Annotated in this window: 27 protein-coding genes and 1 tRNA gene; 12 read left to right on the top strand and 16 right to left on the bottom strand. The window is 75.1% G+C overall.

The window, feature by feature from the left end; all coding sequences use genetic code 11:
- The first annotated feature begins 2 nt into the window (after positions 1-2).
- Positions 3-182 carry a hypothetical protein gene (locus ACIRD3_RS12590; protein WP_402214662.1) on the top strand — a complete coding sequence of 60 codons (180 nt, stop codon included), beginning with the start codon at positions 3-5 and terminating at the stop codon, positions 180-182.
- A 50-nt stretch (positions 183-232) separates the two neighbouring features.
- On the opposite strand, the gene ACIRD3_RS12585 is transcribed toward ACIRD3_RS12590, so the two are convergent.
- Positions 233-928 carry a hemerythrin domain-containing protein gene (locus ACIRD3_RS12585; RefSeq protein ID WP_402214661.1) on the bottom strand — a complete coding sequence of 232 codons (696 nt, stop codon included), beginning with the start codon at positions 926-928 and terminating at the stop codon, positions 233-235.
- Between the two features lie 323 nt (positions 929-1,251).
- Here ACIRD3_RS12585 and ACIRD3_RS12580 point away from each other — a divergent pair, with 323 nt between their 5' ends.
- Positions 1,252-1,527: a hypothetical protein gene (locus ACIRD3_RS12580; protein ID WP_402214659.1), complete on the top strand. Its 276-nt coding sequence runs from the start codon at positions 1,252-1,254 to the stop codon at positions 1,525-1,527.
- A gap of 171 nt (positions 1,528-1,698) precedes the next feature.
- Here ACIRD3_RS12580 and ACIRD3_RS12575 read toward each other — a convergent pair whose 3' ends face one another.
- On the bottom strand, positions 1,699-3,069 hold the full coding sequence (locus tag ACIRD3_RS12575) for a lipase family protein (protein WP_402214657.1): 1,371 nt from the start codon (positions 3,067-3,069) through the stop codon (positions 1,699-1,701).
- A 474-nt stretch (positions 3,070-3,543) separates the two neighbouring features.
- On the opposite strand from ACIRD3_RS12575, the gene ACIRD3_RS12570 reads away from it, so the two are divergent.
- A complete protein-coding gene (locus ACIRD3_RS12570) occupies positions 3,544-4,110 on the top strand; it encodes a hypothetical protein (RefSeq protein ID WP_402214655.1) in 567 nt (188 codons plus the stop codon).
- A 301-nt stretch (positions 4,111-4,411) separates the two neighbouring features.
- On the top strand, positions 4,412-6,058 hold the full coding sequence (locus ACIRD3_RS12565; protein WP_402214653.1) for a CHAD domain-containing protein: 1,647 nt from the start codon (positions 4,412-4,414) through the stop codon (positions 6,056-6,058).
- Between the two features lie 171 nt (positions 6,059-6,229).
- Here ACIRD3_RS12565 and ACIRD3_RS12560 read toward each other — a convergent pair whose 3' ends face one another.
- Complete coding sequence (locus ACIRD3_RS12560; RefSeq protein ID WP_402214651.1) at positions 6,230-7,888, bottom strand: DUF4157 domain-containing protein; 1,659 nt, start codon at positions 7,886-7,888, stop codon at positions 6,230-6,232.
- A gap of 346 nt (positions 7,889-8,234) precedes the next feature.
- Between ACIRD3_RS12560 and ACIRD3_RS12555 the strand changes: the two genes are divergently transcribed.
- Positions 8,235-8,741: a hypothetical protein gene (locus tag ACIRD3_RS12555; RefSeq protein WP_402214650.1), complete on the top strand. Its 507-nt coding sequence runs from the start codon at positions 8,235-8,237 to the stop codon at positions 8,739-8,741.
- Positions 8,742-8,797: 56 nt separating this feature from the next.
- Here ACIRD3_RS12555 and ACIRD3_RS12550 read toward each other — a convergent pair whose 3' ends face one another.
- Positions 8,798-9,631 carry a M48 family metalloprotease gene (locus tag ACIRD3_RS12550; protein WP_402214648.1) on the bottom strand — a complete coding sequence of 278 codons (834 nt, stop codon included), beginning with the start codon at positions 9,629-9,631 and terminating at the stop codon, positions 8,798-8,800.
- Positions 9,632-9,792: 161 nt separating this feature from the next.
- The gene (locus ACIRD3_RS12545; protein WP_402214646.1) at positions 9,793-10,665 is read right to left on the bottom strand and encodes a nucleoside hydrolase; all 873 of its coding nucleotides are present in this window, start codon (positions 10,663-10,665) and stop codon (positions 9,793-9,795) included.
- Between the two features lie 294 nt (positions 10,666-10,959).
- Between ACIRD3_RS12545 and ACIRD3_RS12540 the strand changes: the two genes are divergently transcribed.
- A tRNA-Trp gene (locus tag ACIRD3_RS12540) sits at positions 10,960-11,033 on the top strand.
- 116 nt (positions 11,034-11,149) lie between these two features.
- Here the strand turns inward: ACIRD3_RS12540 and ACIRD3_RS12535 are convergent.
- Entirely contained in the window at positions 11,150-12,052 is a 903-nt protein-coding gene (locus tag ACIRD3_RS12535) for a LysR family transcriptional regulator (RefSeq protein WP_402214644.1), read from the bottom strand.
- A gap of 191 nt (positions 12,053-12,243) precedes the next feature.
- Between ACIRD3_RS12535 and ACIRD3_RS12530 the strand changes: the two genes are divergently transcribed.
- On the top strand, positions 12,244-12,537 hold the full coding sequence (locus tag ACIRD3_RS12530; protein WP_402214642.1) for a DUF1330 domain-containing protein: 294 nt from the start codon (positions 12,244-12,246) through the stop codon (positions 12,535-12,537).
- A 150-nt stretch (positions 12,538-12,687) separates the two neighbouring features.
- On the opposite strand, the gene ACIRD3_RS12525 is transcribed toward ACIRD3_RS12530, so the two are convergent.
- Complete coding sequence (locus ACIRD3_RS12525) at positions 12,688-12,930, bottom strand: hypothetical protein (protein ID WP_402214641.1); 243 nt, start codon at positions 12,928-12,930, stop codon at positions 12,688-12,690.
- A gap of 181 nt (positions 12,931-13,111) precedes the next feature.
- On the opposite strand from ACIRD3_RS12525, the gene ACIRD3_RS12520 reads away from it, so the two are divergent.
- From ACIRD3_RS12520 to ACIRD3_RS12505, 4 genes are all read left to right on the top strand, one after another.
- Positions 13,112-13,645, top strand: a complete 534-nt coding sequence (locus ACIRD3_RS12520) for a hypothetical protein (RefSeq protein WP_402214639.1) — start codon at positions 13,112-13,114, stop codon at positions 13,643-13,645.
- A 223-nt stretch (positions 13,646-13,868) separates the two neighbouring features.
- On the top strand, positions 13,869-15,257 hold the full coding sequence (locus tag ACIRD3_RS12515) for an alpha/beta fold hydrolase (RefSeq protein ID WP_402214638.1): 1,389 nt from the start codon (positions 13,869-13,871) through the stop codon (positions 15,255-15,257).
- A gap of 95 nt (positions 15,258-15,352) precedes the next feature.
- Positions 15,353-16,003, top strand: coding sequence for a hypothetical protein (locus tag ACIRD3_RS12510; protein ID WP_402214636.1), 651 nt, complete (start codon positions 15,353-15,355; stop codon positions 16,001-16,003).
- Positions 16,004-16,337: 334 nt separating this feature from the next.
- Positions 16,338-18,536 (top strand): serine/threonine-protein kinase, encoded by a 2,199-nt coding sequence (locus ACIRD3_RS12505; protein WP_402214635.1) that lies wholly within the window; start codon positions 16,338-16,340, stop codon positions 18,534-18,536.
- Positions 18,537-18,641: 105 nt separating this feature from the next.
- Here ACIRD3_RS12505 and ACIRD3_RS12500 read toward each other — a convergent pair whose 3' ends face one another.
- The 4 genes from ACIRD3_RS12500 to ACIRD3_RS12485 all read right to left on the bottom strand — a co-directional run bounded on the left by ACIRD3_RS12500 (position 18,642) and on the right by ACIRD3_RS12485 (position 21,090).
- Positions 18,642-18,839, bottom strand: a complete 198-nt coding sequence (locus ACIRD3_RS12500) for a hypothetical protein (RefSeq protein WP_402214633.1) — start codon at positions 18,837-18,839, stop codon at positions 18,642-18,644.
- 126 nt (positions 18,840-18,965) lie between these two features.
- The gene (locus ACIRD3_RS12495; protein ID WP_402214631.1) at positions 18,966-19,856 is read right to left on the bottom strand and encodes a DUF4328 domain-containing protein; all 891 of its coding nucleotides are present in this window, start codon (positions 19,854-19,856) and stop codon (positions 18,966-18,968) included.
- A gap of 309 nt (positions 19,857-20,165) precedes the next feature.
- Positions 20,166-20,525, bottom strand: a complete 360-nt coding sequence (locus tag ACIRD3_RS12490; protein ID WP_402214630.1) for a DoxX family protein — start codon at positions 20,523-20,525, stop codon at positions 20,166-20,168.
- A 46-nt stretch (positions 20,526-20,571) separates the two neighbouring features.
- Positions 20,572-21,090, bottom strand: a complete 519-nt coding sequence (locus tag ACIRD3_RS12485) for a cupin domain-containing protein (protein ID WP_402214628.1) — start codon at positions 21,088-21,090, stop codon at positions 20,572-20,574.
- Positions 21,091-21,171: 81 nt separating this feature from the next.
- Between ACIRD3_RS12485 and ACIRD3_RS12480 the strand changes: the two genes are divergently transcribed.
- Positions 21,172-22,023, top strand: coding sequence for a LysR family transcriptional regulator (locus ACIRD3_RS12480; RefSeq protein WP_402214626.1), 852 nt, complete (start codon positions 21,172-21,174; stop codon positions 22,021-22,023).
- Positions 22,024-22,103: 80 nt separating this feature from the next.
- On the opposite strand, the gene ACIRD3_RS12475 is transcribed toward ACIRD3_RS12480, so the two are convergent.
- The 5 genes from ACIRD3_RS12475 to ACIRD3_RS12455 form a co-directional block, all read right to left on the bottom strand.
- Positions 22,104-22,697 (bottom strand): hypothetical protein, encoded by a 594-nt coding sequence (locus ACIRD3_RS12475; RefSeq protein ID WP_402214624.1) that lies wholly within the window; start codon positions 22,695-22,697, stop codon positions 22,104-22,106.
- Positions 22,694-24,013, bottom strand: a complete 1,320-nt coding sequence (locus tag ACIRD3_RS12470) for a hypothetical protein (protein WP_402214622.1) — start codon at positions 24,011-24,013, stop codon at positions 22,694-22,696. Before ACIRD3_RS12470 ends, ACIRD3_RS12475 begins: the two co-directional genes overlap by 4 nt.
- An 88-nt stretch (positions 24,014-24,101) precedes the next feature.
- Complete coding sequence (locus tag ACIRD3_RS12465; protein WP_402214620.1) at positions 24,102-24,914, bottom strand: ATP-binding cassette domain-containing protein; 813 nt, start codon at positions 24,912-24,914, stop codon at positions 24,102-24,104.
- Positions 24,915-25,001: 87 nt separating this feature from the next.
- On the bottom strand, positions 25,002-25,877 hold the full coding sequence (locus ACIRD3_RS12460) for a zf-HC2 domain-containing protein (RefSeq protein ID WP_402214618.1): 876 nt from the start codon (positions 25,875-25,877) through the stop codon (positions 25,002-25,004).
- Positions 25,874-26,404, bottom strand: a complete 531-nt coding sequence (locus ACIRD3_RS12455; RefSeq protein ID WP_402214616.1) for an RNA polymerase sigma factor — start codon at positions 26,402-26,404, stop codon at positions 25,874-25,876. Before ACIRD3_RS12455 ends, ACIRD3_RS12460 begins: the two co-directional genes overlap by 4 nt.
- Positions 26,405-26,467 lie beyond the last annotated feature (63 nt).

The raw sequence follows: 26,467 nt of genomic DNA, 5'->3' as shown, positions 1-26,467 counted from the left end.
AGGTGCTCCTGCCCACCGCCGGGACGGTCACCGCGGTCAACACCGACCTGGACTCCGCCCCGAACGCCCTGGAGGACGACACCTACCGCAGCGGCGGGATCGTTGAGGTCGTCCTCAACGATCCCGCCGCATACGACGACCTGCTCACACCGCTCCGGATGGCCCGGGAAGCCCGGTCCTGAGGCAAAACGGGCGGGCGGCGCACCCGCGTGGCAGCGCCTGGGGCCGGGTGCTACGCCGTGGGGGCCACGGCGTCGGCCCGGCGGACGCGGGTGGTCGTGCGCGCGTAGAGGCGGATGCCGAGCGTGCGCCACAGGAGGCGGGCGGGAGCGGGCATGTGCGAGAGGAAGAGCTGCCGTTCCCGTGCGGTCGCGTCCTCGAGGATCGCTCCGAGGAAGATCAGGAGCTTGGGCTTGGGGACGCTGCGGCGGCCGCGTTCGCCGACCTCGGACCACTCCCGGGCGGTGATGTGATCGGCCATCAAGGGCAGGAGGTGTTCTTCCTCGTCGTCCATGTGGGCGACGGCGTGCCGGTCGAGCTCGCGCAGGGCGTCGGCGAGCCGGAGGGCGGTGCCGTGCTCGGGGCGGGTGCGCCAGCGGTGCGCCAGGCCGGTGGCCGTGGCGAGCGCGCCGGCAACGGCCTCGTGCTGGTCGGCCATCCGTGAGACGACGCTGACGTCCGGGGTGGCGCGCTCGCGCAGCTTGGGCCACAGCAGGACGTCCTCGCCCTCGTGATGTTCGCCCAGGGCGCCGAGGACCAGGTCGAGATGGTCGGCGAGCACGGCGGTACGCCGCCGGTCGCCCGGGACGGCAGCTTCGACGAGATCGGCCAGGAGCGGTATCTCGCGGCGGAAGACGCGGTGCAGGACGACCATCTCCTGCGGGTCCAGACGCTTGTCGGCGGCGAGCGGACCGGAGGTGGTGGGCATGGGGGGCCACTTCTGCGAGGGAACGGTGATCATTCAGGGAACCCGCAGCCTAGCGGCCCCTCCTCCGCCGTCGGCAAGGAGCCCGACCGCGGCCGACCACCCACAGGGGTGTCCACGGCTCCTCGACGCCCCGGCAGCACGTGGCACAGGCTGCCGGCCGAGCAGCGATGCGGACACCCGGAGGAACACGCCGCCCACCGCCGTGGCCGTCTCGAAGCGCCGGGGAGGGCCGGACCCGTCCGTGAACTGAACCGTGCGGGAGCCGCCGGGCACGACACCGGCAGCACTCCGCCGCCCTCCGGGACCGGACTATCGTTCGGGCTGTGACGTGGAGTGAAACCGAGTACCTCGACTGCCTGCGGGCGGAGCGGCGCGGCTACGCGTGGGTCATGCGGCAGCACGGTGGTTTGTCTCCGGAGGAAGCGGCGGAAGCCGCCCTGGAGCGCTACCCGTACGAGCCGGCCGACGCGCCCTTCCGAGGGCTGGTCTTTCACGACGAAGCCTGGCACTGGGCGATGCTGGCGATCCACGGCGATCGATACGTGGTGGAGCACCCGGAGCTGGTTCATCCGCCGTCCGACTACCGAGCCCTTGAGTAGTCGTCAGCGGGCACGGCCGAAGCGGCCGGTCGGGCGTGGGCACGGGGCCCGGTGATCACGGAGCGTCGCAGCCCCGTGGTCACCGGGCCCTGTGCCTCTTCTTCTCCCGGGGTGCCTGCCCCGGTTCTCCCGGGGTGCCTGCCCCGGCGCGCCGGTCGGCGCCCGGCGGGGTCAAGAGCCCGGTACGGGCTGTTCCGGGGCCAGGGAGTTGCCGGCCGGGATGCGGCCGCAGTCGGAGGGGGCGGGGCGGCCGGCGAAGCGGTCGTTCAGCCAGGCGAGGGCCTGCGGGGCCCAGACGGCGGGGACGCCGAAGTGGCTGAGGGCGTCGTACTGCTGGTACGCGACCGCCGCGGTGCCGGTCGCGCAGTACTGGCGGGCGAGCGCCCGTACGTCCCCGGCGACCATCACGCCGTCACCCGTGCCGACGCCGGGAGGGTTGGCGAAGGTGCCTTCGAGGAAGCCGGCGTTGCCCTGGGCGAGGTAGCCGGGCACGGTCGGGGTCGGCGCCGAGCCGAGGTTGGTCCGGTTGACGCCCGTGACGAAGGGCTCCACCGAGTTCGGGTCGGCGTACTGGGGCTTGGCCATCGCCTTCCAGCTCAGCCCGGGGTAGTGGCCCAGGGCGTCGGTGAGCGAGGCGTGCTCCAGCTGCCGGTAGACCGACCGGCCGTAGTCGTTCAGGTAGGGCATGGGGTCGATGCCGTAGGAGCGCGAGACCCCGATCAGCGCCATCGGGATGATCCCGCTCCACACCAGCGAGCCGTCCATGTACCTGTTGTTGTGCGCCGGGTCCACCAGCAGCCCGCCCTCGGCGTAGCCGACCAGCCTGGCGTTCACCTCGGGCGCGTAGCCGGGCGCGAGCGCGGCCGCCCAGGCGGAGGCGACGGCGCCGCCGGAGTACCCCATCAGCCCGAAACGGGTGTCCGGGGTCAGGCCGGTCGCCGGGGATCCGGTCGCCGCCCGGATCGAGTCCAGGGTGGTGGTGGCGTACTCCGGCCCGGCTCCGAAGTCGGCGTTCTGGCCCTCGGTGTCCGGGACCACCACGTTGTAGCCCTGGGCGAGCAGCGGCACCAGGAAGATCGCCTCGGCGCTCGGGATCGCGCCGCCCAGGCTGACGTTCCCGGCCACCGCCCGGGAGGGGCCGTCCTCCGGGTCGAGCGAGTCGTAGAAGGACTGGTACGAGACGGCCCTGCTGCTGTCCCCGGTCAGGCTGCGCAGCACGGTGGTGACGTTGGCGGCCGGGCGCCCCTGGGCGTCGGTCGTGCGGTAGAGCAGCTGGACCGCCGTCACCGGAGTGGGCAGCCCCAGCACGTGGTACGGCAGCGTCCGCGTTCCGAGCACGGTGCCCGGCGCGAGCGAGGCCAGCGGGGTGCTGCCGTCGTAGGAGTAGAAGGGGTCGCTCGCGGCGGCGGTGGAGCGCGCCGTCGCCGAGGCCGGGCCGACCGGGCCGGCCGTGGCGGCCGTGGCGGTTGTTGCGGCCGTGGCGCTGACGGTCAGGGCGGCGGTGACCGCGGCGGCGAGCAGCCTGGACGTGCGTGTGCGCATGACTCCCCCGGGTGGCTGGGTTCCTGATGGCCTGTCGCGGGACGCGGGTGACCACGCTTCGTGTTACCGGCCCGTAGCCGACGTCCCGGACAACATCATGACGAGGGCCGGGCGCGCTGTCTCCGGGTCGGACACGGGAATCTTGTCCGTGACCGGTCATGCCGCTCGGCGACCGTCACAGGACGTCAAGTCCCGCTCGGGGCACCGATTCCGGGGGTTCTGTTCTGCGAGGAGCTCCCGGCGGGACGCCTCCGGTCCGCCGGATCGGGCAGGATGTGTTCGAACGTTTCGGGGGCCGAACGAGGTGACGGGGGTTGCGTGATGGGGCGTACGGCAAGGCGCGGGGGCTCGGCAGTGGCCGCGGTGGTGGTGCTGACGCTGGGGGCGGCGGCCTGCACGGGGAAGGGCGGCGCAGGGGCAGCGGCATCCACGGCAACGGCGACGGTGGCGGCGGCCCCCGCGGCGGCCCCGACAGTGACGGCGCACCCCGTGGTGCTGCCCGAGCCCGCCCCGGCGTCGGCGCAGTGGATCGTGGACCAGCTGGCCAAGAACCCGCCCCCAACCTGCCCCGCCCCCACCCTGGCGAACCTGGCGGTGCTCGACCGCAGCGAGGACGCCCATGACCGGGCGGACGTGGTGTGGTTGAGGGACGACTCCTACCTCTGCCTCGCCTCGATCAGCCGTGTCAACGGCGACCTGACCACGGGAGTGTCCTACGGCTCGATCGCGTCCTACACCGCCGGGCGGAGCCCGTCGACGATCGGCGGCCTGCGGTGGCCCTCCTTCTTCACGGTCTTCCCCGGCGGCACCGGGCAGGTCGTGCTGCAGGGCGGGGGAAGCCGGTTCGGGCCGCTGCACCAGCGGACGGTCGACCTCGGCGCGGGCAAGGCGATCACCGTCGTCCAGTACCGCTACGCCGTCCCGCCGGCGCCCGACCCCGGTTCGTCGGTGGTCGAGCTTCCGCCGAAGGAGGACCCGGACCACCCGGCCGAGCTGTGCCCGTCCGTCCAGGGGCCGTGCCGCCTCGCGGACGTGTACTGAACCCCGCGCGCCGGCTCCGATGGAGGCAGTGCCCGAACGCTGGGGAGGACCGGTCGTCCGGGGGCGGTGACCAGGGACGGGCGCGCCCCGAGGAGGCCCGGGAGGCCGCCGCACCCAGGTGGCGGCCTCCCGGCATCTCGGATTCGCGAACCGGCCGTCGGGCTGGGCTGAGCCGCAGTGCTTCGACCGGGTCCGCGCCTCCCGGGTTCGCCCGTCTGCCGCCTGCCATCTGCCATGGGCCGCCTGCCGGGGCCGCCGGCCGCCTGCACATAACCGCGGCCGTCACGGGCACGCGCAGGGCATGAGCACACAGCACGAGGAGACCGAGCGGAAGTACGACGGCCCTGCGCTTCCGCGGCGGCTCGACCGGGTGCCCGGCGTCGCAACCGTACGGAGCACCGAGCCCCAGGACCTCGACGCCGTCTACTACGACAGCCGGGACCTGCGCCTCCTGGGGCGCCGGATCACGGTACGCCGTCGCACCGGCGGCAGCGACGCCGGCTGGCACCTCAAGCTGCCGCGCGGCGGCGACGTGCGCCAGGAGGTCCGGCTGCCGTCGGAGGCCGGCGGCCCCGGCGAGGTCCCGACCGAGTTCTCGCACCTCGTCACAGCCTTCACCCGCGGCGCCGCGCTCGTGCCGGTGGCGCACCTGCGCACCCGCCGCGCGCAGCTGCTGCTGTGCGACGAGCGGGGGGAGACGCTCGCGCAGATCACCGAGGACCGGGTCGCGGCCCAGGTCCTCGACGCCGGACACCTCGCCCCCACGCCGCCGGACGGTCGGGCGGCGGGGCCCGAGGCGGACGGGGAAGCCCGGCTCATGGACGCCGACGAGGCCGGCCCGGCGGGCGGGACCAGCACCGAGGTCTGCGGCTGGACCGAGTTCGAGGTCGAGCTGAAGCACGGCTCGCCGGCCCTGCTGGACCGCATCGAGGCCGTGTTCGCCGACGCGGGGCTGACCCGCTCACCGTGGCCCTCGAAGCTTTCCCGGGCCCTGGGCGAGCCCCTCGCCCAGGGCCCGACCGGCTCGGCCTCCGCCCAGGCCCCGGGATCGGCCGGCGCCCTCGTCATGGACGGCTTCCGGGACCAGCTGGAGGCGCTCCTCACCCTCGATGCGGCCGTACGCCGCGGCCAGGAGGACTCCGTCCACCGCATGCGGGTCACCGCACGGCGGCTGCGCAGCCTGCTCAAGGCCCACCGGCGGCTCTTCCGGCGCGACCGGGCCGAGGGGCTGGCCACCGAACTGCGCTGGCTCGGGCGGCTTCTGGGCCGGGCCCGCGACCAGGAGGTCCTGGGCGAGGAACTGGTGGGACAGCTGGACGCGGTGCCCGCACACCTGCGGAGCGCTCTGCGCGGCCGGCTCACCGAGCGCTACGCCCAGGGCTACCGACGCGCCTGGCAGCGGGCGGTCGCCGAACTCGACAGCGCCCGCTACTTCGCCCTGCTGGAGCGGCTCGACGCCTTCGCCGCCGACCCTCCCCTGCGCCGTCGGGCCCGCCGGAAGGCGCGCAGGTACCTGCCCGGCGTCCTGCGGCACGAGCAGCGGCGGACCGGCAAGCGGCTCGACCGCGCTCTGCGCACCCCACCGGGCCCGCAGGGCGACCAGGCGCTGCACCGCGCCCGCAAGGCCGCCAAACGCGCCCGGTACACCGCGGACCACGCGCAGTCGCACATCCCGCACCGCACGGCGAAGCGGGTGGCGGAGTTCGGTGCCCGGATGAGGAAACTGCACAAGGTCCTGGGCACCCACCAGGACGCCGTGGTGGCCCGGCACGAACTGGTCAGCCTCGACGGCGAGGACACCGGCGGCGAGGACACCGGCGGCGAGCGGCATGCCTTCGCCTACGGTGTGCTCTACGAACGCCAGCGGCACATCGCCGCCGCTGCGCGGGAACGCTTGCCGAGGTTGCGCCGCCGGGCGGGTCGCCGCAAGCTCACCCGGCTGCGCTGAGCCTCCGCGCCGCGTGGTGCCCCTCTCGCCGTCGCCGTTTCCTGGCCCGGTGGGCTTCCCGGACCGCGGCCGCGTGCGGCCGGCGCGGGTGGGTGAGCTGTCGCTACACCGGCTGCGAGCGGCGGGGGCCGGACGGCAGGATCCGAAAGGGGGTCAGGCCCGTCGCGCCGGTCACCCTCCCGCCAGGATGTCGGCGAAGACGATCACGGCCGCGCTCTCGCCGTACTTCGCCGACTTCTCCTGCCGGAAGTCGCCGCTGCGCACGAGGATCCGGGTGATGTGGATCTTGGTGCCGATGGGGAAGGTCATCTCCTGCTCGGACTGGTTGTTCCCGCCGAGCGCCCTGCCCCGGTGGCCCTCCGGGAGGCCGAACTCCCAGACGATCTCCTTGCCCGCCACGTACGTGTGGGTCAACGGATCGCCGTACGTCGTCGACAGGATCGCCGGCCACTCGATCGTCTGGTCCACCGAGACGTAACCGCCGTCCGGGTTGCCCTCCTGCTGCTTGAGGATGCCGCCGAACGAGTCGTACATGTGCTTGCTGTCGCCGCGCACCACCTTGCCGTCCGCGTTCGCGGGGGGCGTCGCGAAGTCGTCCCACACGCCGTTGATCCGGGCGAAGATGTCGAAGGTGTCCGCGAGGTGCTTCTCGTCCCACGCCGCCGTGGTCTGCTCGTCCGCGTAACCGCGCGCCATGGCGACACTGCGCCACGTTTCGAGCACCTCGCGCTCCCTCGACTTGTAGGAGAAGCCGGGGGCGGCGATCTCGCCGGGGGTGAAGCCGACCTGCCCGAGGGCCGCGAGGAGCGGGTTGATCCGGCGGTAGTCGGCGCTGAGGTAGTTCTCGCCGAGGTCGAGGTCCTTCTGCTTCTGCTTGGCCGCGAGGACCGCCGGGTCCAACTCCAGGGCGCGTGCCGCCTCGTACTCCGCGCGGGAGGCCACCTGGTCCTCGACCGTCCCCCACGACTTGTCCTTGAGGGACGCCCGGGGCTTCTTGCCGTCCGCACCTTCGGAGATCAGGTAGGACCCGAAGCTGAAACGGAGGATCGTCTGCCCCACCACGTCCCCCTCGTCCGTGTGCCTGACGACCGGGGTCCCCGGCGCGAGGCCCGCCGCCAGGGTGCGCTGCACGGGCGCGTGCGCCGCACCGGCCGTCCCGGTTCCGGGGCCGTGGCCGTGGCCGTGGCCGGCCGCACGCTGCACGTCGGAGGCGGCCTGAGGGGCCGGGCGGCTCATCACCGCGCGGGCGTTGGCCTCGGCCTCGCGCTCGAAGCGGTCGGAGGGGTCGGAGACCTTCAGCCCGTTGCCGGTGTCGGTGCCGCTGACCGGCCCCCGGCGCTGCTGGAGGACATGGGTGAGCTCGTGGGCGAGGGTGTGCGCGTCGCCCCCTCCCTCACCGATGACGACGTGGTTGCCGGAGGTGTAGGCACGCGCGCCGACCTCGGCGGCGGAGGCCCTGGCGGCGCCGCCGGTGTGGAGGCGAACGTCGGAGAAGTCGGCACCGAGGCGGGACTCCATGTCCGTACGGGTCGCCCGGTCCAGAGGCCGGCCGGGGCCGCGCAGGACGTCGTGGACGGCCGAGCGCTGGACGGCCGGGGCCGCGGCACGCTGGACGGCAGGGCCCGCGTGGCCGCAGCCGTCCCCGTGCAGGTGTTCCTTCCCGTCCGGGCCGTGGCCGGCCCGGCGGAGCATCTGGACGACCGCCGCGTTGCCCACGGAGCCCTGGAGGGCGAGCAGTTGGGACCGCGGGCTCCCGGCCTCGACGGCCGCGTTCCTCGCCGCCCGGCCGGCCTTGGCCCTGGTGGCTTCCTCGTTCTCCCGCTTGCGCATCGGGCTCCGCCCCTCCTGGGATCGTCGGCAACGTCCCACTCAACCCGACGGCCACGGCGCGGCGGAAGGTCCTCCGGGGCAGAGTCGGGGGTCTCCGCGACGGTCTCCCGCGGCACTTCCGTACAGGCGGCACGGGGGAACCGGCATGGTCACGATACGAATACCCCCCTGCCCACCGGCGCCCCCGGCCCGCCATCATGATCAATTGTGTCCACCTCCCTCGAGCCGCCCGCCGCGGCGTCCGCCGACCGGCCGGTCCACGGGTCGCCGTGCCCGCGCTGCGTCGCCCCCCCTGGCCGACGACCCGCGCTTCCTCCTCTGGTGCCCGGCCTGCGACTGGAACCTCGTGCCCGGCGAGGACGCCGCTCCCGAGCCCACCCGGCGCGAGCGGGCCGCGCTCGCCCGCACCGACCGGCTCTACGAGGAGCAGGCCGCCGGGGGCGGCTCCCCCACCGCCCGCCGGGACTGGCTGTTGGCCTCCGCCGCTGCCGGGCTGATCCACCTCGTCACCGTCGGCACGTTCGTCCTGGCCCTGTGGCTGCTGATCGCCGGGACCGTCGTGCATCGCTGCGTCGGCGCGGTGGTGCTGGTGATCGCGGTGGCCCTGCGGCCCCGGCTCGGCCGGCTGCCGAAGGACGTGGGCGTGCTCGACCGCGCCGGGGCACCGGCCCTGTACGGGCTGGCCGACCGGGTGGCCGCCGAGAGCAGCCGGCCCACGCCGGCGTCCGGGCCCCGCTGCCGATCGACCGGCCGTGGCGGGACGCCGCTGTGTTCGCTCGCGGGGGCCGCCCGGCCGGGCGGCCCCCGCGAGCTGCCGGTCTCCCGCAATGACCGTGCGGTGGAGGTCGGTTAGGGCCGCCACGCCCCGGTGGGCCGGCGGGGTCGGCGCTCCGCCGCCGGCCCGCCTGTTCAGCCGGCCATCAGCTCGGCGGCGATCCGGGCGCGGTGCGGTGCCAACTCGGCGGCGATCGAGGCGCTTTCGGCGGCGGTGACGGTGACGGCGGCGTCCCCGTCGCCGGCGCGGGCGGCGGCCAGGGCGATCCGCAGGTGGGTCGGCGGGTGGGAGCCGTCCACGGCGGACCGGTCCCGGGCACTGAGCCGCAGCAGGCGCTCGCGCTCGACGGCGGGGACGGAGGCGAGGTGCTCGCGCACCCGCTCCCAGAGCAGGTCCGGCGCGGGCGCGTCCTCGGTCCGGCGGCTCCGGGCGCGGCCGACGCGGGGCCGTCCGCGCTCCTCGGCCCGGATCTGGTGGATCGCGGTGTCCACCGAGTCGGGCAGCAGCAGCGCCGCGAGCATGCCCCGGGCCGCCTCGCCGCCCGCCACCCGGGCGGCGAGGACGTCGGAGTGGTACTCGGCCTGCTGGCCGGCCCGGGAGGTGAGCCGGTCGAACAGCACCAGCCCCTGGTACAGCGCCCAGGCGACGCCGCGCAGCACCAGCCGGCCGAGCACCGCGCCGAACCGCACCAGCACGGAGACCTCGTCCCGGCCCACGACCGGCCCGTGGTGGCCCGGGCGGGCCATGTCGTACCAGGTCCAGAGCGCCGAGACGGCGCTGTACAGCCAGAACGAGCGCCGGCGGTCGCCGTTGACCCGGTGGCCGAACTCGTGGCCGAGCAGGGCTGTCCGCTCCCGGTCGTCGAGTACCTCCCAGAGCGGCAGGCCGAGCCGTAGCACCGACCGGCGGCGCAGCCCGACCAGCCCGTACGAGGCGTTGAACTCGTCGGTGACCTGGATGACGTCCACCGGGCGGGCGCCGACCCGGTGCCTCGCCCGGCGCCTCCACCGTGGTCCGCAGCGCCCGCGGCGGCCCGTCGTCGACCGCTTGGAGGAGCAGACCGTGCAGGCGTTCCCGCCCGCACGGCGCGCGTGTGCACGGGGGCTCCTTCGGCGCGGCGCCGGGGCCGTCACCCGGTGGCCGTGAGGACGTCGAGGAATCGCGCGTGGTCGACCGAGACCGAGATCCGTGTCCGGGTGCCGGACGCCGGGCGCGCGCCCCAGGCGCCGCGCTCGCGGTACACCTCGACCTCGCGGAACGCGCAGACGGATTCGTCCAGCGCCACGGCCGCCGCGAGCGGGTCGTGGAAGGCCTTGCCGGCGCCGCGCTTGGCCAGGTAGACCTCCATGCCCTGCCGCACGAGCGCCATCCCGGCGGTGAGCCGGCGCGCCGACAGGGCGGCGTGCATCGCGCCGTCGTAGACGACGCCGTGGCAGACGTTCTTCGAGACGAGCACCCGGTCACCGACGTGGGGCGATTCCAGCAGCTTCGAGGCGGCGTCCGGAGCCCCGTTGAAGTTGAACGTCGGGCAGGTCTCGCGTCCCGCGAACTTGGGGAGACGGTGTTCGGGCGGGACGACGGAGTCGCCGGCGAAGCCGCCCTGCGCGACCCAGCGGGCGATGCGCGTGTCCGGTTCCCGCGCCAGGAGCGCTCCGGGATTCTTCAGCGGCGCCCCCGTGAGCAGGGTCGCGTCCCCGCCGGCGAGGGCGTCCCGCAGCAGCTGCCATGCCTCGGCGTCGGGTTCGCGGGCCGGAACCCCGCCGAGCCACCGGCGGTGGAAGCCCGACACCGGATTCACGTCGGCGCCGGGCCGGTACGCGCCGACCGGCGCGCTCACCCCGAGCCGCCCGAGGAGGTGCTTGACGATGCCGACCTGCTCATCCGACCCGGGCATGACCGTCACGGCCACCAGGCGTGCCCACGGATGGGTCGCGAGCACGCACAGGGTGAAGACGTCGTCGGGGTCGCCGGTCTCCATGTCGAACACGATCGGGATCGCCATGCCCGCGACCGTACCGACCCGACGGAACGTCACCAACGGAAATACGGGCGGGACGGGCGCAGCGCGGCGTTCACCTCCCGGGCAGCCTCCGGCTGCTGCCCCTGGGTTCTTTGTTCCAGGCACCAGGGGTGTTCCTGGTGCCGGGTCCGGCAGCGCTCGAAAATCTGATGACCCGCAGCCGTTCCGTACGGAAGGATCGGCCCTGCGGCCGAGAGGCCGCCGGCCCGTGGCTCAGGCTGCCGGAACGCCGTCCACCGGACGGTGCTCGCCGGTTGCCTGACCTGTCCGGGCGCTGCGGGTGTAGCTCAACCGGCCAGAGCAGCCGTCTCCAAAACGGCAGGCTGGGGGTTCAAGTCCCTCCACCCGTGCTGCAGTTCCGGCTCCGAACCGGCCTTCCCGCCGCCGTCGTCCCCGTGACGTCCGCCGGGCGTGAGGTCTTCGGCCTCGCCGCCGCGGGCGTCCGTCTCGGGTGACCGCGTGCGGGTCAGTCCGGCAGCCAGTGCAGCTCGTGTGCCAGGGTCTTGGCGACGGCGCGGATGCGGCGGTGCAGCGGCGACTGCTCGCGTGGGAGGACCAGGTGGTACGTCAGGGTGGGCGCGCCTCGTAGCGGTCGCCAGGTGAGACCGGTTGGTTGGGTCGTGGCCGCGGCTTCTCCGGACGGGGCGAGGGTGGTCCCGTCGCGCAGGTCGCGCTGGGACATGTCGAAAGCGACCGCGGGCGTGTGGAATCGGGGGTGTGGGCGGCTGTCCCGGAACAGGGCGGACAGCTGATCGTGGATCACGGGGTTGGCCGCGCGGTCCGGGAGTCGCAGCGGGTACGCGGCCGCGTCGGCGATCTCGATCTCCTGGTGCCGGGCCAGCGGGTGGTGCTGCGCCAGCTGGACCCCGATGCGCGCACGCCGCAGCAGGAACCGGCGCACGCCGCGGCCCGGTTGTTCTCCGCGGGTGATCCCGGCGTCGATGCGGCCGTCGGCGACCGCCGGGGAGATCTCCGGTGTCGCCATCGGGACCGCGCCGACCTCGAGTCCGCTGGTGTCGCGCATCAGCCTGTCCACCAGGGCCGGTACCGTCTCGGCCCCGGTGCTGAGGCTGTATCCGATGCGCAGCGTGCCCAGGTGGCCGGCGGCCGCGTTCCGGGCGGTCTCCCATGCCCGGTCCAGCGCCGCCAGCGCGGAGGGCGCGGACTCCGCCAACGCCGCACCGGCCGCCGTCAATTCGACGCTCCGCGTGGTGCGGACCAGCAGGGCCGTACCGAGTTCCGCCTCCAACCGGCGGATCCGGGCGCTGAGTGCGGGCTGGGCGACGCCGATCCGCGCGGCCGCGCGGGTGAAGTTCAACTCCTGTGCCAGCAGCAGGAAGTACCGCAGGCTCACCGTGTCCGGCGCCACGTCCCCTCCGCCCGCCGATTGATAGCGATTCGTTCTGAGCCTATCCCGAACCGGTCTTTCCCCCGGTCGCATGTCAGGCCCTAGCCTGCGGATATGACGGTTCCACCGACCGCGGTACGGGTCGCCGGAACCGATCGATCCGAGTGTCGATCGCGGCGTCGGACGTGTCCGGCCGAACGCAGGAGGTTTCCGTGGCCAAGGGCTACTGGGTGAGTGTCTACCCCGCCGTTTCCGACCCCGAGATCCTGACCGCCTACAACGAGCTGGCCGGTCCGGCCGTCCGGGCCGGGGGCGGGCGCGTCCTGTCCCGTGGCGGTCGAGTCGTCGCCCACGAGGCCGGAATCACCCAACGCGTCGTTCTGGTCGAGTTCGACAGCCATGAACAGGCCGTCGCGGCCTACGAGAGCGAGGCGTACCGGAAGGCGCTGGTGGCCCTCCCCGACGGCTTCCAGCGCGACTTCCGCATCGTCGAAGGCGTCGACTGACCGGGGTCCCCGGCCACGCCACCGTCCCGCCCGTCCAGGTGCATTCGGCCCCGCCGTCCCAGGCCGGGACGTCGGCCGCGGTCGACTCGGGCCACGGGGCGGCGCCGGTGACGCCCAGGTCGGCGCGCATCGCCTCGCGGGTGGCCCGGATCAGGGGCCAGAGCGCCTGTTGCCCTCGGCGGCCGATCGCGGCGTCTCGCCGGGCCGGGGGCTCCCCTGTTCGATGCGCTTGACCTTCCCGTACACCCGGGTCAGTGCGTCGTTCAGTCTGTTGGCCGGACCGATGACGGTGTCGGGGGCGATCATCAGGGTCTCGGACCAGCGGTCCCGGTGGGCGTCCTTCGCCCGTTCCAGCGCCTGGACGTCCTCGTCCCCGGGCACGCGGTCCCGCATGACGTACAGGTGGCGGCTCGGAGAGGGCCCGGCCGGGCGCGGCGGGACGGCCCGGCGGGCCCTCGTCTCCGTGGCTTTCCGGTATTGGTCGTGGGCGTCCCGTCCTGGGCTGCCGCACCGGTTTGTGCCGGGTGGGGTGTCCCGGCCATGATGTGCCCCCCTCGCGAACAAAGGAACGAACGTGAACGTCCAGGTGGAGTACGACGCGGCACCTGAGGAGCTCGCCACCGCGGTGCGAGCCAACTTCCCCGCACCGGCAGTGCGCTGGGCCATCGCCGGCGCCTGGTTGCTGCTCGCGCTGCTCTGCCTCGCGGCGGACGGGGTCCTCTTCGCGATCGCCGCGCTCATCGCCTGCCTGCTCCAGGTCCAGAACATCACCGTGGTCGCCAAGAAGCTCGCGTCTCGTGCCGCCCAGCGCCAGGCCGGTCCCACCTCGGTCGCGATGACCGATCAGGAGGCCGTCATCCGCACGGCGTCCGGGGAGCTGAGGTTCCCGTGGACCTCGGTCACCCGGGCCACGGACACCCCCCTGGCCTGGTCGCTCCTGGTGAAGAGGCCGGGCGGAGCGCCCGTGGCCGCGACCGTCCTCAAGGCGGCCTTCACCGACGCCCAGGCCGCCGACGTCACGGCGGCGCTCACGCGGCTGACCAAGACCAAGGTCAAGGTACGCGGGTCGAATGCCCCCGGCGTCGCCCCCGCAGCCCCGGTCCGGTAGCAGGAGGGGCCCTTCCCTTCGGGCCGCACCCGGCGGCCCTTCGGCGGGCAGGGCTTCGCGCGCACGGCCCGGTCCGCCGATCCGGACGGTCAAGCGGCGCTTGCCCCGGCGGGATCCGTCAGCGTCCGGATCCCGCACGGGCGCTCGCCGTCGGAGCGCTGCGGGGCGCAGGCTTCTCCCGTGGCCGCCTCAACCCGGGCGCGGCCCCACCGGGAGGACGAACATGACGAGCACGCGCGGTCGCATCGCCGCCCTGCTGGGCGCCGTCGCGATGGTCGCCGGCGCCACCGTGGCCACCCCCGCGGTCGCGGCGCCCGCCGCACCGGGCCGGCACGACGGGATCTCCGGGCAGGCGCCCTGCCCGGAGGCGCCCGAGTTCATCTGCGGGACCCTCACCGTCCCGCTCGACCACGGCGGTGCCACGCCCGGCACCCTCGGCCTCGAGGTGGCCGTCACCGGCAACAGCAGGGCGCCCAAGGGCGACCTGCTGTTCCTCACCGGCGGCCCCGGCCAGCCCGGCGTCCCGGCGATCCGGCGGATCGCGGGCAAGCTGGCGCCCGTCCTCAAGGACTACCGCCTGGTCATGTTCGACCAGCGCGGCACCGGCCGGGGCGCGCTGCGGTGCCCGGGCCTCCAGGAGGACATGGGCTCCTCCGACCTCGCCGTGCCGCGCAAGCGGTCCATCGCCGACTGCGCGGCCGCCCTCGGCCCGAACGCCCGCTACTACAGCACCGCGGACACCGTCGCCGACATCGACCTGCTGCGCCGCGCCCTCGGCGCCCGCCGGCTGACCATCGACGGCGTCTCCTACGGCACCATCGTCGCCGAGCGGTACGCCCTCGCCCACCCGGCGCACGTGGCCCGGCTGGTGCTCGACTCGGTGGCCCCGCCGCAGGGCTTCGACCCCCTCGACCTGGCCGCGCTGCCCGCGACCGCCCGGATCCTGCGCGCCGCCTGCCAGGCCACCGGCTGCACCACCGACCCGGCCGCCGACCTCGCCGCCACCGTGCGGAAGTACGGCAACGGGGCGCAGATCCTGAGCGCGCTCACCGGCTACGAGTTCATCGACCCCGACTACGGCGCGGTCCCGGAGATCCTGCACGAGGCCGCCGCCGGGCGGCCCGCGAAACTCCTGGAGTTCTTCGACCTCGTCCACCGGGAGGTCGACAGCGCCTCGGCCGAGGAGCTCAGCCAGGGGCTGCACTCCGCCACCCTGTGCGCCGACTCGCGCTTCCCCTGGGGCACCACCGACACCCCCGTCGCGGGCCGCGCGGCGGCGCTGGAGCGCACCCGGCAGGCGCTGACCGCCGAGCAGACCTGGCCGTACGACGCGGCGACCGCGACCGGGCTCGGCAGCCTGCTGGTCTGCCTCGACTGGCCGCGCGAGCCGGTGCCGCCGACCCCGCCGGCGCACCGCGAGCTGCCCGACGTGCCGGTGCTGCTGCTCGGCGGTGACCGGGACCTGGGCACGCCGTACGAATGGCTGTACCAGACCGCCGAGCTGGCGCACGACCCGCGGATCGTGATCGTGCCCGGCGCGGCGCACTCGGTGCAGAACCGGGCGGCGAACCCGGCCGGACGGCAGGCGGTGTACGACTTCCTGCTGGAGTAGGGGGCCGTCGGCGGGCCGTTCCGTCCGGGGACGGCCCGCCGGCCCCGCCGCCGGCTCGGAACCCGCTGTCGGCGCGGCGTGGGAGAGTGCCGCCCATGGACGAGAGCATGCACGGGGCCGCCCTGACGGACCGGGTGATCGCCCGGGTCGAACAGGACGGCTGGCCCACGGCGGACGCGCCCGACATCACCGACCCGGTGCCGCTCGCGCCCGAGGCGATCGACCGCCTGCGGCTGCCCGGCGACCGGCCGCTGCCGCCGAGCCTGCGCCGGTGGCTCGCGTACGACAGCTCCTGGCTGAGCGCGATCGGCTGGTACGACGACGAGCGGGCGCCCGTCCTCGAGGGCCGGGCGCTCGGCGACACGGCCGAGTGGATGTACGGCTCCGACGGCGTCATGGTCGGCGCGTTCGCCGGTTTCGAGAAGCTGCTGCCCTCCCCGTGCCTTCCGCTGGTCGGCGGCAGCGACTCCCGCCGCCTGCTCTACCTGGGCCGGCCCGACTCCACCGGCGAGTACCCGGTGCTCGTCACCGACCTCGACGACCTCCCGTACGTCGCCGTGATGTACCCGGGCCTCGACGTCTACCTCGCCGACCTCGCCGAGGTGATCGACCTGGACTTCGACACCTACACGGACCTGATGGACCACCCCGAGTACGGCCCCCGGATGCGGGAGCACGCGGAGAACACCGCGCTGGGCCCCGACGGCCTCGAGTTCCAGGACCTCGACTGGGACGACGGAGCCTGAGTCTCCGGGCCCCGCGCGGGTGGTCGGTGTCAGGCCTCGCCGTTGCGCACGGCGGCGGTCAGGACGTGGCCGTCGACGCCCCAGCCGCCCACCACCGGCCGACCACGACGTGGCGTTCCGGCGGGACGACCGCGCCCAGGAGGTCACCGAACCGGCACTTTGACGCCCCGTCCGCCCCAGGGCGGCCCAGAGACCGTTCCGGCCCCGGCCAGGGCGCCGATCAGCGGACGGACCTGCGGTTTTCCGAGGGCCGCCGTCGGTTCGTGAACGGGTGCTCCACTAGGCTGGGCCGGTCGGCCGGGTGGCCGCTCATACCTGGGGGAGGGGTCGGGACGTGACCTTGCTGGAGAACGATCCGCGCGAGATCGGCGGGTACCTCCTGGAGGGCAGGCTCGGCGCGGGCGGGATGGGCGTGGTGTACCGGGCGCGGTCGGTGTCCGGGCGCCAGGTGGCGGTGAAGGTGATCCGACCCGAGCTGGCCGCGGACACTGAGTTCCGGGCCCGGTTCCGGCAGGAGGTCGCGGCCGCGCGCAAGGTCAGCGGGGCGTTCACCGCACCCGTGCTCGACGCGGACGCCGAAGCGCCGGCGCCCTGGCTGGTGACGCTCTTCATCGCCGGTCCCTCGCTGGGAGAACGGGTCTCCGGCCAGGGCCCGTTGACCCCGCCCGAGGTGCGCAGGCTGGCCGCCGGGCTGGCCGAGGCGCTGCGGGAGATCCACCGCGCCGGGCTGGTGCACCGCGACCTGAAGCCCGGCAACGTGCTGCTCGCCGAGGACGGCCCGCGCGTCATCGACTTCGGCATCGCCAAGGCGGCCGGCGAGACCCAGCTGACCAGCACCGGAGTGGCCGTCGGCACCCCGCCGTTCATGGCGCCCGAGCAGTTCCGCAGCGGTACCGCGACGGCGGCCACGGACGTGTTCGCGCTGGGCTCGGTGCTCGCCTTCGCGGCCACCGGGCGCGGGCCGTTCGGCGCGGACTCCTCGCACGCGGTGGGGTTCCGGGTGGTGTACGAGGAGCCGGACCTGACCGGGCTCGCGGCGGAGCTGCGGCCGCTGGTCGTCGCCTGCCTGACCAAGGACCCGGAGCAACGGCCCACGGTGGAGCAGCTGTTGGGGCTCGCCTCGCAGGGTGAGCGGGATCGGACGGTTCGGTTTCGGACGGGGCCGGTGGCGCCGACGCCGACGGCCCCGGCGGCTCTGCTCGCGGCGGCGGCTCCCGCGCCCACGGCACCCGCGGCGCCGGCCGCGGCCACTGCGCCCGCCGTGGCGCCGACGGGCCCTGTCCCGCCGGCCGTCCCCTCGTACCTGGCGGCCCCCTCCACCCGCCCGTCCCTCGCCGACGCCGGCGCGCGCCCGCGCAGGCGCAAGGGCGTGCTGATCGGCTCGGCGCTGTCCACGGTGGTCGTCGTCGCCACGGCGGGCACCCTGGGCTTCCTCGCCTGGCGGGACCACGGCCCGGACGAGCCGCTGGCCCACGGCCCGAACCCCGGCCCCTCCTCCTCGGTGCCGGCGACGGCCGGCGCCGCCTGCGGCCCCGACGGCAAGCAGGCGGTCGGCTCGGACGGGCTGCAGGTGGCCCTCCTCAAGCAGTGGCAGGCGGATTACGCCAAGGAGTGCCCGGGCGCCGGGATCACCGTCAACGGCCCCGCGAGCGGCACCGTGATGGACCAGTACGCGACCTTCAAGTCCGACGGCGTCACCCTGGACGCCCCGATGACGGCCGATCAGCGGGCCGTCGTCGGCCGCCACTGCCCCACCGGCTACGCCTCCCAGATCCCGGTCACCGTGCTGCCGATCGCCGTGGTCTACAACGCGCCCGGGGTGAAGGGGCTGGAGTTCGACGCCCCGACGCTCGCCAGGATCTTCACCGGCAAGATCACCAAGTGGAACGACCCGGCGATCAAGGCGCTCAACCCGGTCTGGAAGCTGCCGGACGCGCCGATCGACGTGCGGATCCCGAGCAACGAGTCGGCGTCCACCGCCATCTTCACCCAGTACCTCGCCAAGGCGGCGCCCGCCGACTTCCCGTACCAGCCGGGCCGGGCGTGGCCCGACAAGTCGCGGCCCGCGTCCGGCACGAACGCCTCCGACCTCCCCGCCTACGTCGCCGGGGGCCAGTGGTCGATGTCCTTCGTGCCGCTCCCGGACACCGGCACCCTCGAGAAGGCCAAGGTGAGGTCCGGCGGCTCCCAGGCGGTGGAACTCACCCCCCGCGCCGCCGGCTTGATGGCCGCCGGGGGCTCGGTGCAGGGCACCGGCACCAACCTGACGGTCACGATCGACTACGCGAGACCGGTTTCGGGCAGCTACCCCATCGTCGACGTCGGCTACATCGGCTTCTGCGACCACGGCGGCGCCGACCGCGCCTTCGCCGGCACCGCCGTCCTGACGAACTTCCTGGCCCACGGGCTGAGCGCGCCGGGCCAGGCGGCCGGCGAGAACCTCATGTACGGCCCGCTGCCGGACGCCCTGGCCAAGCGCGTGCTGGACTCCCTGGCCCCCCTGCGGGTGAAGCCCGGCAGCCTGCAGGGCTGAGGGCGGGCCCGTCCGGGCTCGGCGCCAACGGCCGGCCCGCACCCTGAGGCGGTGAATGCCGAAGGCTCCCCCGGCCGTGGCCGGGGGAGCCTTCGGCGGCTCTCACTAGTGCCCCTGGTTCTGCCGCTCCCCCACCGGGTGCACCGGCGTGGCGGTGTCGGCGGCCTCACCGGCGTCGTGCGGAGCGGACACGGGCGCGGTGGGCCGGGCAGTGTGCGACGGCGTTGCGAGACCGAACGCGGCACTCGCCACGACGGCGCTCGTGATGGCCGTCTTCGCGAGCCCCCCGCCGAAATCCGGCATGGGATACCTCCCCCGTTCACTTCCCGCCCCACTGACGGGAGTTGACACGGGCAGCAAACCACCGCCCAGAGGCGGGGGCAATCCTTCGGGCGGCTGCCGCGCACGCCCGCGGGTCCGTGCCGGCTGTCAGGCGGGAGCCTGGGCCTGCGGCGCGCCGTCGTGCGGTGCCCCGGCGGAGGCGGGCGTGGTGGCGGGCGTGGGGGCGGGCGTCGTGGCCGCGGCCGGGGGCGACACCAGGGCCTGGACCCGGACCTCCTGGGCGGCGCGTGCCGCGAGCGGGTTGACCTCGGTGCGACGCGTCCGCTGCATGGCGGTCAGCCTGGTGACCACCGTGATCGCCGCCACCGCCGCCACCACGCGCAGCGCCGATGCGGCGGTCTCGACCCGGAGGGGGGTGCGCAGGGTCTCCAGGCTGTCGAGGACCGTCGGGTCGACGTGGTGCATCGTGGCGGCGGCGATCCGGCCGAGGACGATCGAGCCGATCCAGGTGGACCACCACAGGGCGAGGATCTTCTCCGACGGTGTGCTGCGCCGGCCCTCGGCGTCCAGCGGCGCGCTCGCGCGCCAGCAGTCCACCATCAGCTGCCACGGGAACCAGAGGGCGACGGGGGTGAACCAGGCCCCGATGGTCCAGCCGCGTCCGTGGCGGTGCCCCTTCGGGAGCAGCAGGTCGGCGTTCTCGCGGATCCGGTGGAACCAGACGATGAACACCACGGCCGTGGCCAGTGCCAGCGGGAGGAAGATCCCGTTCACGCCGCGCGCCATGGACCGCACGGCGTCGAAGTCCTCGGGGCCGACGTCGCCCGTGCCGTCCCGCAGCCCGCCCAGGAGCACGTCCGCCCAGACGTCGTCCGCGACGACCACCGCCGCCAGGACGGCGTTCAGTCCCAGCAGGACGTGGACCGCCGCGGCCAGGCCGTTCGCCGGACGGAGCGCCGCCGCCCACCCCGGGGCCGCCTCCGAGCAGCCGAAGCAGCGGCCGCTGTCCGTCCCCGCAGGGCGTGCCCCGCACGCCACGCACACCATCAGATCGTCCCCTCCCGGACATCGCCGCACGCGGTCGCACACGTCGGCACACCACCACCCCGACCCGGGGCGGGCCCGCCGACCCTAGGGGATCCACGACACCGGCTGCCAGTGAGAACGCCCAGCTCAGCGGCGGTATCGTCAGATGTCCGACAGATCTGGTCATCGGGGTGGGGTCGCCCTGGGCGGCTCGGGTGGGGGGCGCGAGCGGGCCGAAGGTGAGTACGCGTACTCATGTGGCGACCGGACGGCCTGATGGAGGATCACTGCGGGCCGCACGACGCGGCCGGCCGGGCTCCGTCACCGCCCGGTGGCCAGCCAGACGGTCACCGCCGCGGTGGCGGTGAGCCCGAGGTTGAGGGCGATCCGGCGGTCCTCGCCGGTCAGGTGGACGGCGATCGCGCCGGCCTGGAGGAGGACGAAGCCGGTGGCCGCGGCCGAGGCCAGTGGGGGCGCGGTGCCGGTCAGCGGCGGCAGGACCAGGCCGGCCGCACCCAGCAGTTCGACCGTGCCCAGGGCCCGGACGGCGGGCAGGGGCAGGCGGTCGACCCAGGCCATCATCGGACGGAGCCGGTCGCGGCTGCGGGTCAGCTTCAGGGTGCCGGCGTAGAGGTAGAAGAGGGCGAGCGGTCCCGCGACGATCCAGTAGGCGAGGTTCATGGTTCCCGTTCATGGGCCGGCGGGTCACGGGGACCCGTCGGCTGCTTCAGGCGAGGTCGGTGGCGGGCGACGGGGCGGAGCCGGTGGCGGGCTCGGTCGCGTAGCGGCTCATCGCGTCGGTGTCGGCCCGGGGCGTCAGGGGGCGGCCGCCGGCGAGCGCCTCCTGGAGGTCCCGGAAGTACTGGACGTACAGGTCGGGGGTGAAGGTGCTGAGCATGACGGCCGGTCGGTCGGTGGGGTTGGCGAAGGTGTGCGGGGTGCCGGGCGGGACCATCACGAGCGTGCCCGCGGGGGCGTCGTGGTCCTCGTCCCCGACGGTGAACCTGACGGTGCCGGAGAGGATGTAGAAACCCTCGTCGTGCCGGGCGTGGCGGTGCTGCGGCGGGCCCTCGGTGTGCGGGGCGAGGACGGATTCGGCGATCGCGAGGCGGTGCCCGGTGTGGCTGCCGTCCTCCAGGACGCGCATCCGCGTGGTGCCCAGGACGATCGTCTCGCCCTCGCCGGGACGCACCACCGAGACGGCGGGGCCGGTCTGCGGCGCGGCGGCCGCTGCTTCTTCGGTCATGGTCCCCAGTGCATCGCCGGGGGTCCGCCGGTGTCCAAGACCCGTCCCGCGGCGCCGATACCCCCTGGGTATCGTTGCAGCGTGGAGCTACGGACCCTGCGCTATTTCGTGGCCGTCGCCGAGGAACTCCACTTCGGCCGCGCCGCCACCCGACTGCACATCAGCCAGCCGCCGCTGAGCCGGGCGATCAAGCAGTTGGAGGCCGATGTCGGGGCCCTGCTGTTCGCCCGCTCCCCCGCCGGCGTCACGCTCACCGCGGCGGGCGCGGTGCTGCTCGACGAGGCGCGGGCCCTGCTCGAGCGTGCCGAGCGCGTCCGGGTGCGCGTGAGCGCGGCGGCCGGCGCCGCGACCCTCACCGTCGGCATCCTGGGCGACGGCACCGACCCGGGGGTGTCCAGGCTGGCCGCCGCCTACCGCCGGGCCCACCCCGGCATCGACGTCCGCATCCGCGACACCGATCTGACCGACCCGACCTGCGGGCTGCGCGCCGGACTGGTCGACGTCGCCCTGACCCGGGCGCCGTTCGACGGGACCGCCCTGACGGTGCGTACGCTGCGCAGCGACCCGGTCGGCGTGGTCCTGCGCGCCGACGACCCGCTGGCCGGCCGCGACCGGCTGCGCCTGGCCGAACTGGACGACCGCCGCTGGTTCCAGTTCCCGCAGGGCACCGACCCCCTCTGGCAGTCCTACTGGAACGGCGGCACGCCGCGCGAGGGCCCGGTGGTGCGCGCCGTCCAGGAGTGCCTGCACGCCGTGCTGTGGAACGGCACGGTCGGCCTGGCCCCCCTCGGACACGACCTGCCCGCGGAGCTGGCGGTGGTACCGCTGGCCGACATGGCGCCGAGCCGGGTGGTGGCGGCGTGGAACGAAGGCGACACCAACCCGCTGATCCGGTCCTTCGTCGAGATCGCGACCGCCGCCTACCGGCCCTGAGGACCTGAAGCCCTGGAGGTCCGAGGACCTGGCGGCCCGAGGACCTGGAGGCATGAGGACCCGGAGGCCTGGGGACCGGCTCAGCGGCGGCTTCCGCGCAGGGTGTAGGCGACGGCGCCCACCGCGGTGAGAACGGTGGCGGCCGTCACCGAGGTGGCGGTGGCGGGGTCCTGGACCATCCAGGTCAGCGCCTGTCCGCCGACGGACTTCCGGGGGCCCGTCGCCAGCACGAGCAGGGCCCAGCCGGTGGCGGGGACCCAGGCCGCGGGGGCGCCGAGGAGGACCGCGGCGAGGGCGGTCAGGGCGGTGAGCGCCGGGACGGCCTGGAGGAGGCCGCCGGCGAACACGGTGTGGTCCCGCTGGCCGGCGGTCAGGTGGGCGGCGGTGAGCAGGCCGAGGAGGAGCCCGCCGAGCAGGGTCAGGTGCAGGGCGCGGATCAGCCGCCAGGGGGCGGGCGTGCCGCGTTCCAGTTCCTCGTCCGGGCCGGCGAGCGTACGGGCGGTGGCGGCGGCGCCCAGGACGGCGGCGGTCAGGCCGACCGTACGGGCCACCATCGGATCGTGGGTCAGATGGCCGGCCCAGGTGAGGCCGGCCGCGGCCAGGAAGACCAGGACGGTCGCCGGGACCGCCCGGCTGCGCAGGTGCAGCACGATGCCGCGCAGCCCCGGGTTCATCGGGCCGCTCCCTGGCCCAGGACGGCGGCCGTCGGGTCCTCGCAGGCCAGTCCGGCCCGCCGGGCGTCCCCGATCCGCCGGCGGCGCTCCTGCGCGGGCAGCGCGCGCAGGGTGTCGTACGCGGCGCGGGCCTCGGGGCGCAGCCGGTCGGCGGGGGTGTCCAGGAGCAGCGCGGTGATCGCGTCGGCGGCGTCGCGGGCGCGGATGCGTTCCGGCTGTCCGGGCAGGCAGTCGATGTCGACGACGGCGCGCTGGGCCAGGAGGGCGAGGAGCACGTTCGGCTCCCACCGGACGGCGCCCGCCTGGGTGCGGTACGGGAGCCGGACCAGGACCGTGCCGGGGTCCGCGGCGTCGCCGGGCGGCGTGCCGTCGTCGAGCATCCAGCTCTCCGGGGCCTCCTGCACCCGCGTGGGGCCGCCGGGCACGTCGGCGTAGGCGTCGAGCACCCTGCGGGCCGGCGCCAGGAGTCCGGGCAGGGCCTTGCTGTGCACGGTGGTGACGCAGACCCGGTGGTCCTCGGGTGCGCACACCGGGGCGGCGGCGCGTGGGTCGGGGACGATCGCTCCCGAGGGCGCCAGCAGCGTTCCCAGGGCCAGTCCGGCCACGGCCGGGGTCAGGGCGAGCGCCCGGGCGCGGGCGGTGGCCGCGACGGCCAGCAGTGCGCCGGTGACGCCGAGCGCGGCGAACCAGATGCCCTGGGCGGCGGACAGGGCCGGCAGCACCCGGTGGAAGTCGTCCGTCAGCGGCAGCATCGGCAGCACGGTGTCCACCAGCCGGTCGGCCGGTCGGCCCTCCCGCATCTGGCTGACCGTCAGGACCAGGAACAGCAGCACCGCGCCCAGCGGCGCCGCGACCGGCGCCGACACCGCCCGTCCGATGCCCAGCCCGAGCAGGGTGACGGCGATGGCGGCGAGCAGTCCCACCGCGAGGCCCAGCGGCCACCGGCCGTCGCTGTAGGTCGCGTGCCCGGAGACGATGGCCGCGGCCCACCCGACCACCGCCGCCACGGCGAGCACCACCGCGCCGGCGATCACCAGGACGGCGGGCAGCAGCCGGATCGGGCGCGGCCTCGGCGTGGCGGCGAACAGCTCGCCGACGCGGCTGCGCCGTTCCCGTCCGCCGTGCCAGATCGCGGCGGCCATCGCCACCGGCAGTCCGGTCCAGGCGGTCCCCCGCATCGAGTGGAGCAGGGACGCCCAGCTGGACGCCCACTCCTGGACGTCCATCCAGAGGAAGACCCGGGTCAGGACGGCCAGGAGCAGGAACAGGGGCAGGGCGATCGAGCGCTTGGCCTCCAGGCGCACCATGCGGAACATCGCGGTCTCCAGGGGTCGGGGGGATCGGGGTGTGGGGACGAGCAGGTGTGGGCGGGGTGGTCAGTGCCGGGAGGCCGTCGAGGGCCGCCTACGCTCCGGCGCCCGTCCTCCGCTCGCGGTGGCGGCGCAGGAGGGCGGAGTAGCCGCGTTCGATGTCGCTGTCGCCCGGGTCCGCGTCGGTGCCCGCGGTACGGAGCCGGTCGACGTGGCCGGTGAAGACCGTGCGGCCCTCGTCCATCAGCACGACGCCGGCGCAGGCGGCGCCGACGTCCTCGACCAGGTGGGTGGAGACCAGGACGCAGGACCGTTCGCCGAGGTCGCGCAGCAGCGCGCGGAACTCCATGCGCTGGGCGGGGTCCAGGCCGACCGTGGGCTCGTCGAGCAGCAGGATGTCGGGGTCGTTGACGATGGCCTGGGCGATGCCGGCCCGGCGCAGCATGCCGCCGGAGAGCGAGCCCATCCGGTCGTCGGCGCGTCCGGTCAGGTCGACCCGGTCGATGGCGTGCTGCACCGCGTCGGCCGTCCTGCGGCGGGGCACCTCCTTGAGCCAGGCCATGTACTCGACGAACTCGCGGACGGTGAAGCGGCGGTAGTGCCCGAACTCCTGTGGGAGGTAGCCGAGCCGGCGGCGCAGTTCGCGCAGGTCGACGCGGCTGCGGCGGGCGCTGCCGAGGAGTTCCAGCTCGCCGCTGTGCGGGGTCAGGACGGTGGCGAGCGTGCGGATCAGGGTGGTCTTGCCCGCGCCGTTGGGGCCGAGCAGGCCGTGGACGCCGGTGCCCAGGTCCAGTTCGATCCCGTCGACCGCCACGCGGCGGCCCCGCCGTACGGTCAGCGCGCGGGCCCGGATGTGGTGGGCGTAGCGCGTGGGTGCGATCTCGCTCTCGGTGACGGTCCTGGGCATGGGCGGGTCTCCTCGTGGCGTGGCGGGGGGCGCGGGGTGGTTGACGGGCGGGGTGGTTGACGGGCGGTGCGGGGGGCGGGGCGGTGGTCAGCGGTGCCGGGCGCGGGCCTCGCGCGGGTGCAGGTAGGCGTTGCGGCGCAGGACGACGGCGGCGCCCAGGAGCGCGGCCGCGGCCGCCCACCCCGGAGCGGCGGCCTCGTGCAGGAAGGACGGAACGGTCCCGGCGCCCACGGCGGGGAGGACCACGAACGCGGCCCATCCGGCGCTCAGCGCGGTGGCGGCGCGCCGGACGCCCACCGCGCTGCCCAGCGCCAGGCTCGCGCAGGTCAGGGCGAGGGCCGGCAGCAGGACCAGCGCGGGGGCGGTGCCGGTGATCAGGCCGCCGGCCGCCAGGGCCGGGATCACGAGGGTCAGCACGGCCGCGGTCCGCCGCAGGAGCAGACCGAGCCCGGCCCTCGGGGTCGTGGCGATCAGTTCGTGGACGGGGTCGGCGTGCGGACCCCAGCTCAGGGCCACGCCCAGCGGCGGCATCGCCGGGGCCAGCAGCAGGAGGGCCGGGACGCCGTGCGCGACGGCCGAGGACAGGACGAGGGCGCCGAGCACGACGAGGACGACCGCCGCGGCCCACGGTCCGAGCGCCGGGGCCGCCCACCGGGCCAGTGCGCCCCGGGTCCGTCGCCACCGCCGCCGGCGCACCGGCGGCAGCGTCGCCGACAGGCGCTCGCGCACCTGTTCCATCAGCGCGGTGTCGGCCGGGCGGTGGGCGAGGGACTCCTCCCGCAGGGCGGCCTGACAGGAGGCGCACCGTTCCAGGTGCGCCTCCAGTGCCCACAGCGCTCCTGCGCCCGTACCGCCCCCGGCGCCCACCCCGCCGCCGGCACTCGGACCGCCCCCGGCACTCGGACCGGCGCCGGGGTCCAGCAGGTAGCTCACCAGCAGCTCGCGGGGGACGTGCGCAGTCATGACATGGCCTTTCGCAGGTCGAGGCGGGCACGGCGGGCACGCGTCTTGACGGTGCCCTCGGGAATCCGCAGCAGCTGGGAGGTCTCACGGACCGTCAGCCCGTCGAGCACCATCGCCGTCAGGACCTGGTGCAGTTCGGGGGCCAGCCGGTCCAGGGCCGCTCCCAGGTCGCCGCCGATCGCCGCGTCCAGCACCTCGTGCTCGGCCGACGGCGCCAGGCCCGGGGCGGCGGACGCCGGCGGGAGGGCGCTGTGCCGGCTGCGCGTCCGGAAGGCGTCCACCAGCCGGCGGGCGGCGATCGTCCACAGCCAGCCGCCGGCCTCCTCGCCGCGCATGCTGTCGGCGAAGGAGCCGGCGGCCCGCCACACGGCCAGGTAGGTCTCCTGCAGGACCTCGGCGACGATCTCGTCGTCCGCGCACCGCCGCCGCAGCCGCGCGGTCAGCCACGGGGCGCTGCGCCGGTACAACTCGTCGAAGGCCGCGGTGTCCCCGCGGGAGATCCGCCGGACCAGCTGTGCCTCGGTCAACGAGGCGGGTGAACGTCTCACGCCCTGGTCTGACGGAGCGCGAGGGGCCCCGGTTTTCCCGGG

The organism is Kitasatospora sp. NPDC093550 (assembly GCF_044764985.1).
Classification (GTDB): domain Bacteria; phylum Actinomycetota; class Actinomycetes; order Streptomycetales; family Streptomycetaceae; genus Kitasatospora.
This window is presented reverse-complemented; position numbering and strand designations above follow the sequence as displayed.